General features: G+C 61.9%; 12 protein-coding genes, 1 tRNA gene and 3 pseudogenes. 7 read left to right on the top strand and 9 right to left on the bottom strand.

Going from position 1 to position 14,302, the window contains the following annotated elements:
- Window positions 1-6 precede the first annotated feature (6 nt).
- Window positions 7-774, bottom strand: coding sequence for a 23S rRNA (guanosine(2251)-2'-O)-methyltransferase RlmB (gene rlmB, locus MU856_RS07745; protein WP_040589946.1), 768 nt, complete (start codon window positions 772-774; stop codon window positions 7-9).
- A 79-nt stretch (window positions 775-853) separates the two neighbouring features.
- Between rlmB and MU856_RS07740 the strand changes: the two genes are divergently transcribed.
- Window positions 854-940 (top strand) — tRNA-Tyr (locus MU856_RS07740).
- 204 nt (window positions 941-1,144) lie between these two features.
- Window positions 1,145-2,323, top strand: a complete 1,179-nt coding sequence (locus MU856_RS07735) for a tyrosine-type recombinase/integrase (protein WP_263588755.1) — start codon at window positions 1,145-1,147, stop codon at window positions 2,321-2,323.
- Window positions 2,324-2,460: 137 nt separating this feature from the next.
- Here the strand turns inward: MU856_RS07735 and MU856_RS07730 are convergent, their stop codons facing one another.
- The 3 genes from MU856_RS07730 to MU856_RS07720 all read right to left on the bottom strand — a co-directional run bounded on the left by MU856_RS07730 (window position 2,461) and on the right by MU856_RS07720 (window position 3,988).
- Window positions 2,461-3,186 carry a Fic family protein gene (locus tag MU856_RS07730; RefSeq protein ID WP_263588754.1) on the bottom strand — a complete coding sequence of 242 codons (726 nt, stop codon included), beginning with the start codon at window positions 3,184-3,186 and terminating at the stop codon, window positions 2,461-2,463.
- Between the two features lie 139 nt (window positions 3,187-3,325).
- Window positions 3,326-3,559: a DUF4172 domain-containing protein gene (locus MU856_RS07725; RefSeq protein ID WP_254535640.1), complete on the bottom strand. Its 234-nt coding sequence runs from the start codon at window positions 3,557-3,559 to the stop codon at window positions 3,326-3,328.
- Between the two features lie 189 nt (window positions 3,560-3,748).
- Window positions 3,749-3,988, bottom strand: coding sequence for a hypothetical protein (locus tag MU856_RS07720; protein ID WP_263588753.1), 240 nt, complete (start codon window positions 3,986-3,988; stop codon window positions 3,749-3,751).
- 385 nt (window positions 3,989-4,373) lie between these two features.
- On the opposite strand from MU856_RS07720, the gene MU856_RS07715 reads away from it, so the two are divergent.
- Window positions 4,374-4,748 carry a glycine zipper 2TM domain-containing protein gene (locus tag MU856_RS07715; RefSeq protein ID WP_217372267.1) on the top strand — a complete coding sequence of 125 codons (375 nt, stop codon included), beginning with the start codon at window positions 4,374-4,376 and terminating at the stop codon, window positions 4,746-4,748.
- A 142-nt stretch (window positions 4,749-4,890) separates the two neighbouring features.
- On the opposite strand, the gene MU856_RS07710 is transcribed toward MU856_RS07715, so the two are convergent.
- From MU856_RS07710 to MU856_RS07700, 3 genes are all read right to left on the bottom strand, one after another.
- On the bottom strand, window positions 4,891-5,442 hold the full coding sequence (locus MU856_RS07710) for a DnaJ domain-containing protein (protein WP_263588752.1): 552 nt from the start codon (window positions 5,440-5,442) through the stop codon (window positions 4,891-4,893).
- 495 nt (window positions 5,443-5,937) lie between these two features.
- Window positions 5,938-6,651 (bottom strand): PEPxxWA-CTERM sorting domain-containing protein, encoded by a 714-nt coding sequence (locus MU856_RS07705; RefSeq protein WP_062902565.1) that lies wholly within the window; start codon window positions 6,649-6,651, stop codon window positions 5,938-5,940.
- A 276-nt stretch (window positions 6,652-6,927) separates the two neighbouring features.
- Window positions 6,928-7,707 (bottom strand): helix-turn-helix domain-containing protein, encoded by a 780-nt coding sequence (locus MU856_RS07700; protein WP_202988306.1) that lies wholly within the window; start codon window positions 7,705-7,707, stop codon window positions 6,928-6,930.
- Window positions 7,708-8,044: 337 nt separating this feature from the next.
- Between MU856_RS07700 and MU856_RS07695 the strand changes: the two genes are divergently transcribed.
- Together MU856_RS07695 and MU856_RS07690 are read left to right on the top strand one after the other, a co-directional pair.
- Window positions 8,045-8,776 (top strand): PEPxxWA-CTERM sorting domain-containing protein, encoded by a 732-nt coding sequence (locus MU856_RS07695; RefSeq protein ID WP_263588751.1) that lies wholly within the window; start codon window positions 8,045-8,047, stop codon window positions 8,774-8,776.
- Window positions 8,777-9,132: 356 nt separating this feature from the next.
- Window positions 9,133-9,941, top strand: a pseudogene (locus MU856_RS07690) (IS3 family transposase); the annotation flags it as partial.
- A gap of 209 nt (window positions 9,942-10,150) precedes the next feature.
- Here the strand turns inward: MU856_RS07690 and MU856_RS07685 are convergent.
- A pseudogene (locus tag MU856_RS07685) lies at window positions 10,151-11,447 on the bottom strand (IS110 family transposase).
- Window positions 11,448-11,600: 153 nt separating this feature from the next.
- Between MU856_RS07685 and MU856_RS07680 the strand changes: the two are divergent.
- A pseudogene (locus tag MU856_RS07680) lies at window positions 11,601-11,942 on the top strand (integrase core domain-containing protein); the annotation flags it as partial.
- A gap of 452 nt (window positions 11,943-12,394) precedes the next feature.
- On the opposite strand, the gene MU856_RS07675 reads toward MU856_RS07680, so the two are convergent.
- Entirely contained in the window at window positions 12,395-12,877 is a 483-nt protein-coding gene (locus MU856_RS07675; protein ID WP_263588750.1) for a hypothetical protein, read from the bottom strand.
- 56 nt (window positions 12,878-12,933) lie between these two features.
- Between MU856_RS07675 and MU856_RS07670 the strand changes: the two genes are divergently transcribed.
- The gene (locus MU856_RS07670; RefSeq protein ID WP_263588749.1) at window positions 12,934-14,289 is read left to right on the top strand and encodes a hypothetical protein; all 1,356 of its coding nucleotides are present in this window, start codon (window positions 12,934-12,936) and stop codon (window positions 14,287-14,289) included.
- The last annotated feature ends 13 nt before the right edge of the window (window positions 14,290-14,302 follow it).

Raw genomic sequence — 14,302 nt, 5'->3', positions numbered from 1 at the left:
ATAGGCTCAGGCTCCAGCCGTCGCGACCGCGTAGAGCGCGATCGCCGCAGCGTTCGAGATGTTGAGGCTCTCCATCCGCGGGGAGATGGGGAGTTTTGCCAGCACGTCGCAATGTTCCATGACATTGTGCCGCATACCGTCGCCTTCGGACCCGAGTACCAGCGCAACCTTGCTGCCATCCAGCGTGTCGCCCAGCGTCGTTTCGGTGTCGCCGGTCAGGCCGATTCGCCAATATTGCGCTTCGGCGATTTCCTCGAGCGCCCGCGACAGATTGACGACGCGCACCCACGGCACGGTTTCGAGCGCGCCCGATGCCGAGCGTGCGATCACGCCGCTTTCGGGCGGGCTGTGGCGGTCCTGCGTGACGATAGCGGCGGCGTCGAAGGCCGCGGCGGAGCGCAGCACCGCGCCGATATTGTGCGGATCGGTGACCTGGTCGAGGACGACGATCGGCCGCTTGCTCTCCGCATCGACTTCGTCCTGCAAAAGATCGCCGAGATAGATTTCGTCGAGCGGATCGACCTCTATCACCAGCCCCTGATGCGGGGCATCGCGCGCGACGAGCCGCGCCAAGTCTGCAACGTCGGCAAAACTGATGGGAACAACCGGCGGCAAATCGAGCTGGCCGAGCGCTTCGCGCGTCCCCCAGATTCGCTTGACGCGACGTTCGGGGTTCGCGAGCGCGGCCAGAACGGCGTGGCGTCCCCAGAAACGGACGCCCTGACCGCGCGGAGTCTGCCCCTGTGGGCGGCGATGACGGGAAAATTGTCTCATAGCGGCGGCCTTTCCCATGACTGCCATTGACAGGCAAGACTCCTTTCGCCATTGGACCGCTTCCCAACGCGGACCCCATGGACAGGTGGCCGAGTGGTTAAAGGCAGCAGACTGTAAATCTGCCCGGGTTTCCCGTACGCTGGTTCGAATCCAGCCCTGTCCACCACCCTCCGGTCCGAGGGCATCTCCTGAAATCGCTGGAAGCCGCAGAAAACCTGGGGTATTATCCCTTTTTCGGTCCTCTGCATCCCATGCCATATCACTGCAGCGCGAAAAAAAGTTGGGGGAAAATGTGGGGGAAGGTTTTTCGACCCCTAAATGAAGTGTGGGGGAAAAAAATTGGGTTAAACCTATGAAAAAGCTAACAGCTTTGGCGGTCAAGGCAGCATTGGGAAATCCTGGGACCTATCAGGACGGTGACGGGCTGTTTCTGAAGGTCGATAAGCGGGGAGGCGCCTCGTGGCTTCTCCGGCTGCAACGCGACGGCAAACGCCATGATATCGGCCTGGGCAGCGCCAAGCTGCTTCCGCTTATAGAGGCACGGCTGAAAGCCCATGAAATTCGCAAGGCAGTCAAGATCGACGGACGCGATGTACTGGCGGAGAGGAAGGCCGAAGCCGCCGCCAAGGTGACGTTCCGTGAAGCGGCGCGCAAATATCATAGCGAGAATGCCGCCAGCTGGAAAAGCGCCATCTATGCGCGCCAGTGGTTCGCGGCTCTGGAGAGCTACGCTTTTCCTAAATTGGGCGATCTTCCGACCGGGCAAATCACTTCCGCCGATATTATCGAGGTGTTGTCGCCGATCTGGCAGGAGATTCCCGAAACGGCGCGTCAGATCCGCAACCGTATCTGCGTTGTCCTCGATTATGCGAACGCGAAAGGCTGGCGCCCTACCGAAGCTCCGTCGGGCAGTGGAAGCCTGAAAGCCGGGCGAGGGTTGCCCCGTCAGGTGAAATCGCGAGAGAATCGCAAGGCCATGCCTTACAGCGCGTTGCCCGACTTCATCACAACCCTGCGGCGAAAGCCTACTTTCGGACGGTTGGCGCTCGAACTGCTCATCCTTACCGGCGTGCGCAGCCAGGAAGTTCGGCTCGCGACGTGGGCGGAGTTCGATCTTGAGGAGCGCTTCTGGACAATACCAGCCGACCACATGAAGCGGGGCAAGGCACATATGGTTCCGCTGTCCGACGCGGCTCTCGCGGTGCTGGCCAAAGCGAATGCCTTTCGCCTTCCCGATACAAATGTCGTTTTCCCGGGCGCGGCCGGAAAGCCGATGTCCGACATGACCCTGCTAAAGGTGTTACGCGACATGGAGGTGCCCTTCCATGTCCATGGCTTCCGTTCCACCTTTACCGACTGGGCGGCGAACGATGATTTCGCCGATGCGGTGGTAGACGCGGCGCTGGCTCACAAGACACCCGATGCCGTGGAGGCGGCTTATCGGCGCACAACCTATCTTGGTACGCCGGGCCGGCCCGGCGCGCGCGTCAGGCTGATGGACGCGTGGGGAAGCTATTGTGCCGGAGGCCCTGCCGAGGCGATGCTGTAGGTCCCAAATGGAAGCAGCCTCGATTAGGCGTGCGTCGGCGGGATCACACCGCAGCCGGCGGTCGCGCAAACTGCAGCCTTTGTAGGCCATTATGCTCTACTTCGCGGCGGAGCGTCGGCTTTGTCCGCCTGCTCGCCTTAAGTGCGCAGGCGATATCGCGTGTGCTTAAATTCCCCATCTTTTCGAAGCGCGCCTAGCAGCACCAGTTCAGCAAGGTCTCGCTTGGCTGTGGCCGTGGCCGCACCTGTTAATGTACGATAATTTGCGGCGCTCAGACCTCCTCTGAAGCCATCCGGCCCTTCCGCGAACATTCGTAAAAGAGCTTTTTCTTGTCGCACGTTGATTCGACCGCGAAGACGGTCGAGCAGCTTGGTTTTTGCAATCAGGAAGTGAACCCGCTCGAGCGTGCGTTGTTGAACCGCAAGGGCAATATCGAAAAACCAGTCGAGCCACTCGTCTATACGGTTCGGCACGCTCGCTCGCTGAAGCTGCGTGTAATAATCTTTGCGATGCCGCTGGATCATCTCCGCAAGAGCGGTAATCGCCGGCGCGTCGAGGCCTTGAGCTAGCGCCTTTTCGGCAATGGCGCGACCGAGACGTCCGTTGCCGTCTTCGAAAAGGTGAATGGATTCAAACCACAGGTGAGCAATACCCGACCGAGCCAGTGCGCTCATGGGCGAATGGCTGCTCGGACCGCTGGTGTTAAACCAGGCGATAAATTCCCGCATCGCTTGCCGCACCGCCAGCGAGGGCGGTGCTTCGAAATGCACCTTTGTCGTGTGCAGATTTCCTGAGACGATCTGCATCGGATCGGCGTGGGTCCGGTATCGACCGATGTCCGCGAGATCGTGCCCGCCGTTCATGAGCAAGCTATGCCATGGAATAACATTTTGTCGCTGAGCGGCTCGCGATAACTCTGGAAAAGGTTTGCCATCAGTTCTGCGGGGCCTGCTTCTGCTGCATTGGCACGGTGATGGTTGGCTTTGACGCCTAGGTATTTGGCTACCGACGATTGTACGCTGGCACGGTCGAGTATCTCGCCCCGATCGCAAAACTGTCGACGGCTTCCTGCGTCATAACCTCCATGGAGAGATGTTGCCGGTCATCCGCGTCTCGGTGGATCCTGGCGCCGACCAGAAAGCCTGCGCCCTTCAGGAACTGGTCCTCACGGTTCCGCAGCCGCGAAGCATCGTAGCTGAAATTCGGCCAATCGGGCTGCTGCCAATTCCAACCCATGATCGATAGGATACCTTTCTATCGATCAGAATAGGTCATAACATGATTTATAAGAGATGTTTCTATCACTCAAGGATGGCGCCGCCGCGGCTCCGACTTTCGCTGGCAGCGGATCGTCGGCACCAGCTTACCGCGATCGCGACAGAAGAGAGATCGAAGCCTGCCGCATGCCGAAAGACCGAGGGGCCATCAGCCGAAAAGGCGCCGGGCCCATCCGCGCCTTCCATGATGATGCGGCGACAGTCCGGAAATCTGAATGAGGTAATTGCCAAGAATGGCAGCTTGCTGCTTCGTCATCACAAAGCGGCTAAGATCAGGATCGTGCTTTCTTGCGGCTTCTGACGATTTGACGCTCTCGAGCCGGAGCATGATCTTGTCGCCCGCATCATGATGGGCCCAGCCTACTAGCGCTCCAAAATTTTCCGTCATCCGCTTCGCCCCCACCCTAATGGTCATTCAATGCTGATACCGTGGCGAGGAAATTACCAGAAATCGTACGGATTGTCGTCCCACCGGCGCATTCAAAGCATCGACGATCGATGTCAGAGCGAAGCCTCAAGGGACGTCTGACCGGCCCTGGCTGCTTTCGATAGACCGTAACACGCGGCCTCAGCTTGTATCGCCGTGCCCATCTGCCGCTTGGGACAAGGCATCCGGCTGCTTGCAACCTATTGGGGAAGGGGCCGTTGCAGGATCATCGCAACATGCTCGGGCTTGAGCGCTGGGTCTTTCGTCAGCGGGGTGCTTCTTTCAACGATGCCCAGCCCGCCGCGTCCGCGCCAGATACCCGCTTTGCTCGATTGGGAGCTGAAGTATGAAGAAGATTATTGCAGCAGTTCTGCTCGGTAGCCTGGTAGCGCCGGCAACACCTTCTCTTGCCGAACCTCCGCCCTGGGCGCCGGCCCATGGCAAACGTGCCAAGGAGCGCAGCCTCTACGACAGCAACGGACGATATTATGAGCCGCGCAGACTGGCACGCGGCGATCGTGTGTGGCGCGGCCGGGATGGGCGCTATTATTGCCGACGCGACAACGGAACAACCGGTCTCATTATCGGCGCTGCGGTCGGCGCATTGTTGGGACGTGAGCTCGCCAGCGGGCGCGACCGGACCGTAGGAACGATCATCGGCGCTGCAGGCGGCGGACTGCTGGGCCGCGCCATTGACCGTGGAGAGCTGAAGTGTCGCTGAACCGATAGGCGAAGCCGAGCGGGCGGCCAGCCACGCCGATGGGTCGGCATGAAGCTCGTTCGCAAGTCATCATGCGTTGCTGCCGTGCCTAGCGTAGCGGTCTCGTCGCCGGCAGCTTCTGTCGCAGCGCTGACCTCGGCAGTTATGGCCCTCGTTCACCCTTGCGCTCGCGCGTTTGGGCAATCAGTAATTGTTCTGCGGTCGTCGCGCGCGACGTGGCGATCACATGATCGACCCCATCGATGGTAATCGCCAGCGTTCCGCGTTCATTTGTCTCGATCAGTCCCTTGGATTTCAGATACCATTGATGAAAATCGAAATGCTCATCGCTGCGCCCGAGCATTTCCTGCAGGAAGAAGGGCGCGACGCCTGCGTCCTGCGCATTTTGTCGGCAACGCTTGTAGAGCTCGCGCAGGATGCGGCTTTGGGCATCCGCATCGTCCAGCGCTGCCTGGGTGTCGATATCAAGGCCGGCGCTCGCCGATTGTACGCCGTCAGCCCAGGGACGATGGGCCTTGTAGAGTAGATCATATTCTGCCCGCAATTCAGCATCACGCAGCTTGCGATGGGCTTCGATCACCTGGTTGAAGTTGACGACATCAGCCGTCTCGTGATGATCGGGATGATAAATTTTTGCGAGTGAGCGACAGGCCGTCCCAAGTGCCTTGGCGTCGCGGCGCCAATCGACACGCAATATTTCTTAATCGTCGGTGAAGTCTGCGTCCAGATGCATCGCTGCATTGCCGCGATCGATAGTCCGGATTTCTGCCCGGACAGTTCGGCGGATTACGCCTTTCTATCGCGCCCTTGCGTTGGCTAGGCGATAGCCAGGCGTTGCGCAACGACCGCTCGCGCGAACGGTCCCTATGCTTTGCTTGCAGAGTTCAAGCTTGCGACCGCATTTGCGCGTCTTTGAAGCGCGGCCAACTCGGGCACGGGATTACCGAAGAGATTTTTGCAGGTCTGGGTAGCTGGCGGCCAGCAATCGCGCCCGCCGATTTAGCGCTGCCCCCAAGCAAGGGGGCGCGGATGACGCTGCATGATGTGACGATCGAAAATGCGGGGCATTAGGCGCCATCTCGCCATAGCCCCACATCAAGATCGGCCGGATTTTCCGGCAATATGATTTGCCGATTTTCCCTGCCGAAGGTCGGCAGGGAGCCCCGATAGCGCTAGCGGCCTTAGGGCCTCAGCCGTAGGTTACGCGAATTTTCTGCTCGCGCTTCGCCGAGCGCATCAAGCCCCCGACAGCAAAGAAGCCGAACAGGAAAAGCGCCCAGGTTGCCGGCTCGGGAACAGCGCCCACGTCGCCTTGCGAGAAACTCGCCTTGAACCAGACGTCGTCAGCTTCTCCGAACCTGTCCCAATTCGAGCTTGTCAGCGCGCCAAAATTGTCGCCGGCATTATAGTAGACAAAGCCGCCCCCCGGCATCTGTTCGCTACCGAAGCTACCCGAGTAGGGCATCGATGCGGTGCTCTCAGCGCCGGAGAAGTCCGCGAAGAGAAAGGCGACATATTGGGCGCCGGTCGTCAGGCCAAGGCCTCCGGTCGAGAAAAGAAACTCGGTCGGATTGTCGTAGAGCGATCCGGTAAAAGACTGCAGGCTGCTGGCGAACAGTTGCGCGCCGGTCGCCTTCGATCCGTCCCAGCCGTAGATATAGGCGCGGAAATCGACCGGGTTTGTGACCCCTCCGGTGAGATACAGCGAGAAGCTGTCGAGGACATTGTCAGCGCCGACGGTGAAGGTCTGGCCATAGGCCGAGGTATCAGGGTCGCCAAACGGGCTCCACGCACCGGTAAATGGCTGCGTCGTATCGAGCGAGGTTGCGGCCGAGGCGGGCGCGGCAAGAAGCACGGAGCTTGCGGCGAGGGCCGCGCTGCAAAGCAGAGTCTTGATGCGCATCGTTAACTTCCCCTGATGATGATTAACAAAACTTAAGAAAGATTGCGCGGGAAGTCAATCAGTTCGCCACGCTGCGCAGCTGTGCCAAAACGGGGCATTGGGGGGGCGATATTGGGCATCGCGCTTGATTGGTGATGGAACGCAGAGGTCGATCTCAGCCGCAGAGTAGCGCGCTGAATGGCGCGCGCGGATTGGGCGCGCAGGATTAGGTACCTGCCGACGCGGCAGACCGCGCAACGAACAAACTTTCGGAAGGCGCGTAAGCCGAGCGCTTTGTTAAAGCTCGACGCTAATCTTCACCTTTTCGGGACTTGTCCCCACGGCACGCGCGATCTCCTCGCGGCTGCGATCGATCACGGTCTGGATGGACTCCGGTTCGGGTTCGTCGATCAGCTCGTCGAGCGATACGCCAAGCAGGTCCGCAAGCGCATCAAGGCGCGCGTTCTTGGGGCGAGCGCGGCCCTTTTCCCAACCCGAGATCGAAGGCGCGCTAACGCCGAGATGCGCCGCGATATCGGCCTGGCTTAGGCCCTTGCGGACACGCAGCCTTTGCAAGCGGGCACCGAAATGGGCAATCGTGCGGCGTTCTTCGGGTAGCGCGTCGAGATGCGGCGTAGCTGCACTGCGCAGCTGAACGGCGCTCAACGCCGCAGCCGAAAGCGGCTTCCGGAACTGACAGCCGAAGAGGAGGCCGCTCGTCCACACGATCTTGGCTGAAACCAGCCCGGCATGCGGTAAATCCACCTCGATCCGGTCACCGGCCTTGGGGTCGGCGTCGCATTCCATAAGCAGGCCGGTTTCGGAAATATTGTATATCTGAACCGCGAGCCGTTCGCCGTCACTCAGGCGGCCTTCAATAAGGAGCGGGAGATTGCGGCGAGCGCTTCGGCGCTCGCTCGCGAAATTCGGATCGGGGGAAAGATGGTCGGCCATTGGGATCATAGAGTGGAGAAATTGGGTTAAGACTTCCTTATTGGCAGCTCCGAGCCGCAGCAGGATTGTGACGGTAGCAAGGATTGAAGGCGGGTTCGGCGGGCTGCGGGCGTGGCGATACAAGCTCGCTCCGCTCCCGCAAGGCGGGACGTCGCGGATGCGGCAGGCCGTGGCTTTGGCGCCGCGGTTTGACGCGCGGGAACATAGGCCGACCGATTCGTGCGGGGCACCCGCTTCGGTAATGTCGCATCAATGCCACCGCGCCGGCTTGCAGTCATACGGGGATGCTTCAGCTCGGCGCGATGCTCTTCTTGGGTGGCTCGCCTCGGCCGCTACGCCCTTCGGCATGACTTGGCCGATTCTTATGATGTGTTAATTTGAGACAGGCAGCGCGCCGAAGCGCCCGGAAAAATTGTGTTGCAGCGCCTAGGAAATGTTAAGAGCGCCTAAATTGACTCGGATGACGAGCGAAGGCGTGTGGGTCGCGCATTTCAATTCTCAAGGGACGTTTGGCATGAAGTTCGCACTCAAATCACTTGGGGCTCCGGCCGTCCTCTGCGCGCTCGCCCTCTCTGCAGCGCCGGCTAACGCTGCCGTTCTCATCTGCACAGGCGCGAACTGCGTCAGCACCGACGGCAATGTGCTTGTGAACAAGGGCACCGGCTCGACGGTCACCGGCAGCGTGGGCGGTGTCGGCCTGACCTTTACCAGCAGCACCGACTCAACGTTGGTCGGTGGTGCCAATGGCCAGGCGCGCGTTGAATCGGCTGACGGTCTTCTCAACGCCCTGACTTTTACCATCCAGAGCGGCTATGGTTTCGAGTCGGCAATCTTCAATCTCTCGCCCGTCCCGGGCAGGGCGCGGAACGAAGCGACGAGCGTGTTTCTAACCTATCTTCTCTCCGACGGCACGACCGCCTCGATCACCAAGTCGGTTGCCACCAACGGCAACAACTGGTTCGGCATTTACGGTGATGCCGGCGAAGTCTTCACCAGCGCCGGCTTCATTGCCAATCCGTCGACGACGGGCATCCATGACATGCGTCAGGTGCGTCTCGGCGGTGTCGGCCAGCTCGCCGCCGCGGTTCCCGAGCCGGCGACCTGGGCGCTCATGCTGCTCGGCTTCGGCCTGATTGGCGGAGCGATGCGGTCGCGTCGCAAGGACGCGAATGTGCGCGTCTCGTTCGGCTGATCCAGCTTACCTGAAATTGAGCAGGGCCGTCGATCTCGTTGATCGGCGGCCCTTTTGCTGCATTATCGTCCCGGGTTCGCAGCGCACGATCTGATCGCTCCCGTGGGGACGCAGGTCGGGCGCATATTCGCCAGTTCGAGAAACGCTGCAGGGCCCGGCGCTTGCCACTACCTCGGCACGTGTCAAGCCTTCGCGGCGCTGGACCAGGGCAGGGTCAATTCTCCTGGTCACCGCAGCGTTCCAGAGCCATTTCGGAGGCTGCCCGCCGGTGCGCTGCTGCGCTGCAACTCCTGTGACGTGCTCCCCTGAAATGTGACCGATTTTGAGTAGAGTCCGGCGCGAAGGAGTCGGACGTAATGAAGCGAAGCAGGTTCAGCGAAGAGCAGATCATCGCGATATTGAAGGAGCATGAGGCGGGGATGCCGACGGCGGATGTATGCCGCCGGCACGGGATCAGTTCGGCGACCTTCTACAAGTATAAGGCCAAGTTCGGGGGCCTGGACGTGTCGGAGGCGCGGCGGCTTCGGGCGCTCGAGGACGAGAATGCGAAGCTGAAGAAGCTTCTGGCCGAGGCGATGCTCGACAATGCGGTGCTGAAGGATCTGACATCAAAAAAATGGTGACGCCCGGCGCCAAGCGGGAGGCCGTCGCATATGCTCGTGACCATCACGGGCTGAGCGAGCGTCGGGCGTGCAGCCTGGTCGGCGTGAGCCGCCGGGTGATCAGATATGAGCCGACGAGGCCGGATGACGGTGCTCTGCGGCAACGCCTGCGCGAGCTGGCGGCCGAGCGCCGTCGGTTCGGCTATCGTCGTCTGGGGTATCTTCTGGCGCGGGAGGGCATGCGCCCGAACCACAAGAAGCTGCTGCGCATCTATCGCGAAGAGGGACTGCGTGTCCGCCGCCGTGGTGGTCGCAAGCGGGCCTTGGGCACGCGAGCGCCGATGGCACTGCCGCAGGGTCCGAACCAGCGCTGGTCGCTCGACTTCGTATCGGACAGCCTGGTGTGCGGTCGGCGGTTCCGCATCCTGTGCATCGTCGATGACTTTACGCGGGAGTGTCTGGCGCTGGTGGCGGACACATCGCTATCCGGCATCCGCGTTGCCCGGGAACTGACGACGCTGATCGGGCTGCGGGGGAAGCCTCACATGGTCGTCAGCGACAACGTCCTATGTTGGGAAGCAGCGGCGGGAACAGGCCAGCAGATCTCGTTGCGCCGAATGTGATCGGCGCTGATGATTTTATGATCCAGATGGCTTCCATCGTCAAGGAAGGCGCTCTCGGCCATAGCAAACATAGGATCCATCGATCATCGGGATCGTGGTCCTCACCGTCCTTAAGATGAGATACGCATGCCAGATGGAAGGCCCGAACATTATCTACAGGGTCGCCGTAGCGCCCTCACGGCACAGCAGAGAGGGGTCCTTCCATCTGGTGTCCGCCCGTTCGACGAACGGGCGGTACTCGGTTCCCGTCTTGATGACGGCGTGCACGACGCGCGCCATCTTGGCGGTGAGAGCGGTCATCGCCTTGCGGCGGCGATCGGGGTCGTCGGCATGGCCATCGACATAGCGGGAGAGCTTGTCACGGAAGCTGTTGTTGGGTTGTCGGATCGCGACCTGCGTTGCCATCCAGAAGGTGCGTCGCAGCCGGGCATTGCCGTACTTTGATAGCTTCGTCCGCCCCCGAAATATCCCTGACTGGTAGGTAGCGAGGTCGAGGCCGCAGAACTTGAGGAACTGGCGATGGTGGCTGAACCGGCGCAGATCGCCGGCCTCGGCCAGGATCGTCAGGGCGTTGATCGGACCGATACCGGGGATCATGCGCAGGAGCTGATAATCGCTGTTCGTCGCCAGCGCGTCATCGGCGATCCGCTCGATCTCGTTACGCTGCTGAATCAGGGTGCGTGCCTGGGCGATGACCATGCGGAACATGGCGACCGCCGTGGAATCTTCGTCGATCGGCAGCGCGATCGATGCACAGGCGGTCTCGTAAATATCGTTGACCACCCGGGCCTTGGAGACCTTGCGACCGATCAGCGGCCAGGCCTGTTCGGTGAACGCCTCGCGTCCGATCGAGGTGATGCTGCCCGGCGTCGGGAAGCGTTCGATCAACGCCAGGAACCAGTCGGACCGGCTGTTGCCGGCGAAACGCTCGATCTCCGGAAAATACAGTGGCAGATAATGCGTGAGAATCCGATGCCAGGTCTGGGTCTTCGCCTTCGATATGGCTTCATGCGTCTTCGACATCTCCTGCAGATCGTTGATCCCTGCCGCCAGCGGATCGACATAGCGCTGGGTCGCGCCGATCTTCAGCATGTGCAGGATGACTTGCGCGTCCTTGGAATCATTCTTGTCCCAGCCATTGTGCAGCGCTTCGCGTGTCCGGGCCAAGGCGACCGACGAAATCAGGCGCAGTTCGCACCCGGCGGACAGCAATCGATGCGCCAACGTGCGGTGATAGTTGCCGGTTGCTTCAAAGCCGACGATCACGGGCCTACCGATGGTCGTCAGATCGTCCGCCAGCCGGTCATAGTCCGCCTTCGTTGCCATGACGGTCATACGGCGTCGGCGGCCGCCCTCCGGTCGTTCGAGGAGAACCTCCTGGCGGTGCTTCGACATATCGATGGCTACCAGGACGGCGTCGGGTGGCGTAGAATACAGCTTGGTCATGATCGGTCAGCCTCCAAAGGGTTGTGTCGACAACTTCTCTTTAGAGACCTGCTGGCAGGTCATGACTGCCTTGATGAAGCCGGCGGGCGCTACGCGCCCTTGTCTCCATCAAGGCATCGCGGCCCTTCGAAAGGCTGCTTCCCAATGTGCTATGGCACCGAACTGACCTCGTCGGCGATCCTGCGCTGGTCGCAGGAGCGTCAGGTCGAGTGGCATTATATCGCGCCCGGGAAGCCGATGCAGAACGGCTTCGTCGAGAGCTTCAACGGCCGCCTGCGGGACGAATGCCTCAACGAGACCCTGTTCACGTCGCTGGCGCATGCCCGCTTCGTGCTCATGGCTTGGCGGCACGATTATAATCACGTCAGGCCACACTCGAAACTGGGCGGGCAAACCCCCGCCGAGATCGCCGGCCAATGGTCCTGGGGGCATGCCCCCAGGACCATTGCCATCCCATCAATCAACCATCATGAAGGAGCCGGACTCTACCTCTGACTGGTAACAATCAGGGGAGCACGTCAGCCCATCTTCTCGAGCGCAGGCGCAACCGCACTGCCGAAATGACCGAGTAGTACAAACAGGATCGCGAGGCCGCGCCATCCGTCTAGATATCCAATTCGCTTATGCTGGGCCCCGTTCATTGGTGTCTGCTATCACGACTTCCGCAACTTGTAAGCATGCTTCGCGCTAAACGCTCCGATCCTCTCGTTGATGCGATCGACAGCACGCGCATGCCGACGGAGCAGGTGGCGCTTGGCGCGGGTATAGCGGCTCAACTGTTCCTCCGGTCGCAATAGTTCGCCCAATCCTTCATGATCATGCGCCGCTTCCCGAGATAGGTGGTGATGGCGGCACCCCCTGTAGGTCGGCACCGCCTGCCGCTTGCGCCGCTTGATTTGCGTGCGCACCAAGGTCAGCCTGTTGGCATGGTGACGGTGTCTGGGAAGTCAGGAAGATAGCCGCGCGCGGTGGTAATCGCGCGCTGTGCCGATCAGCGTCACCGTGCCGATCGCGATCCATAGCCAGCCGATCACCAGCACCGGGCCCGCCGGGCGATAGAGCAACCGATCGAGCGCGTGCAGCGAAATCGTCTCGACTGCAAAGAGGAAGAGAGCCGCCCCGGTCGCGATCAGCGGGACATTCACTGAAGTCTTGCGGGTGCGCCGCGATCGCCGCGCGAGGAGGGTCAGTCCCGTAAAGGCGGCGATCAGCACAAGCGCGATCTGGAACGGCTGACGTTCGGGATAATAATCGCCCAGCAGCCTTATCACTTGGTCGTGGAGGCCGTGGCGGAAGCCGAGCGCGCATTCAGCAGCCAGGCAGCCATTGACCCCCGCGAGTATCCGCCCCGACGGCACGCGCAGCGACAGGCAGGCGGCCGCCGCGCCGCCGAAAGCCACAAGTCCCGCCCATTGGGTCGCGTCCATCAAGCCCCCCACCTTTTAAAGGGGCTTCAATATCCCTCGCGGGGGGCTAAGACCAGCTTGTGCTGATCGCCGCGCATATCCTCTGGGGCGTCGTCGCCATCATCCTCTTCCGCACGGTGCCGCCGCGCCAGGCATTCTGGGCAGCCTTGATCGGCGGGTGGCTACTGCTGCCCCCGGCGGCCTATGGGCCGCTGCCACCGCCCGGCAGCTTCACTTTCACCATCGTGGGCAGCGGGCTGCCCTCGGCGCAGCTCGTCACCAAACAATGGACTGCCCCCGCAATCGCCCTCCTGGCGTCCGCGCTGTTCGATCGCGCGCGCTGGGGCGGTCTTGCCTTACGTTGGTGGGACCTGCCGATCGCCGGTTTCTGCCTCTGGCCGCTCCTCCAGGGGGCGTTCGTCGGGAGCGCGTCGCCCGCGCCGCCGGTTGCTTCGCTCTATCTTCTGGGCGCCTGGGGCTTGCCATGGCTTGCGGGCAAACTCTATCTTCGCGGCCGCGACGATGCCCGCGCATTCGCGGGACTGCTGGCCGGGCTGACGCTGCTCCTTCTTCCCTTCGCGCTGATCGAGGGTTTGACGCGCTTTCGTATTCAAACGCTGATCTACGGGGCCAATCCCTTCGCGCATGATGGCATCGAGCGCTACATCGGCTTCCGGCCGCAACTCTTCTTCGAACATGGCAATCAATATGGACTGTGGATTGCCGGGGCAGCGCTCGCAGCGGCCTGGCGATGGCGCGATGCGGCGGGCGAGGGGGCGGCAGCGCGGTGGCGCGTCGCCGCCGTCCTGCTCGCGGCCGCAACGCTTGCCGCGCAATCGGCGGGGGCGATCATCCTCTTGGCGGCGGGGCTGGGGCTTCTCTTCATGCCGCGCCTGTTCGGCACGCTCCGCATCGCCCTGCCGATGGCGCTCGCTGGTGCGCTCGCGGTCGGCGCGCTCCATGTGAGCGGCGCCGTACCGCTGCGAAGCATCGCCACCGACACCGCGCCCGGCAAGGCGATTGTCGGTGCGCTGCGCGCGAGCGGGCGCGGCTCGGCAACTTGGCGGGTCAGCCAGGATCTCAAGACCCTGCCGCTCCTGCGCAGGGATATAATCTGGGGCACCGGGCGATGGGACTGGTTCCGGCCCGCGGGCACGCGCCCCTGGGGGCTCCCGCTTCTCATCCTCGGTGCCTACGGCCTCGTTGGGCTTGCGCTGCTTGGCGCGGCGTTTGGCGGCGCGCTCGTGCGTCTTGCCGTCATCGCCCGTTCGGGCGGACCGAACGCGGCGGGCGCGCGGCTCGCCATATTGCTCCTCTTGCTGTCCGCGATCGACGCGCTGTTCAACAGCTTTCTCTTCTATCCCGCGATCGCGGGGGCTGCTCTCTCAGGCGGCACACCCAAAGACGCAGCGCCTGATCGCACGCCGGCGGCCTAAGCGAAGGCCGCCG

The organism is Sphingopyxis sp. GC21 (assembly GCF_025727575.1).
Lineage (GTDB): Bacteria > Pseudomonadota > Alphaproteobacteria > Sphingomonadales > Sphingomonadaceae > Sphingopyxis > Sphingopyxis terrae_A.
This window is presented reverse-complemented; position numbering and strand designations above follow the sequence as displayed.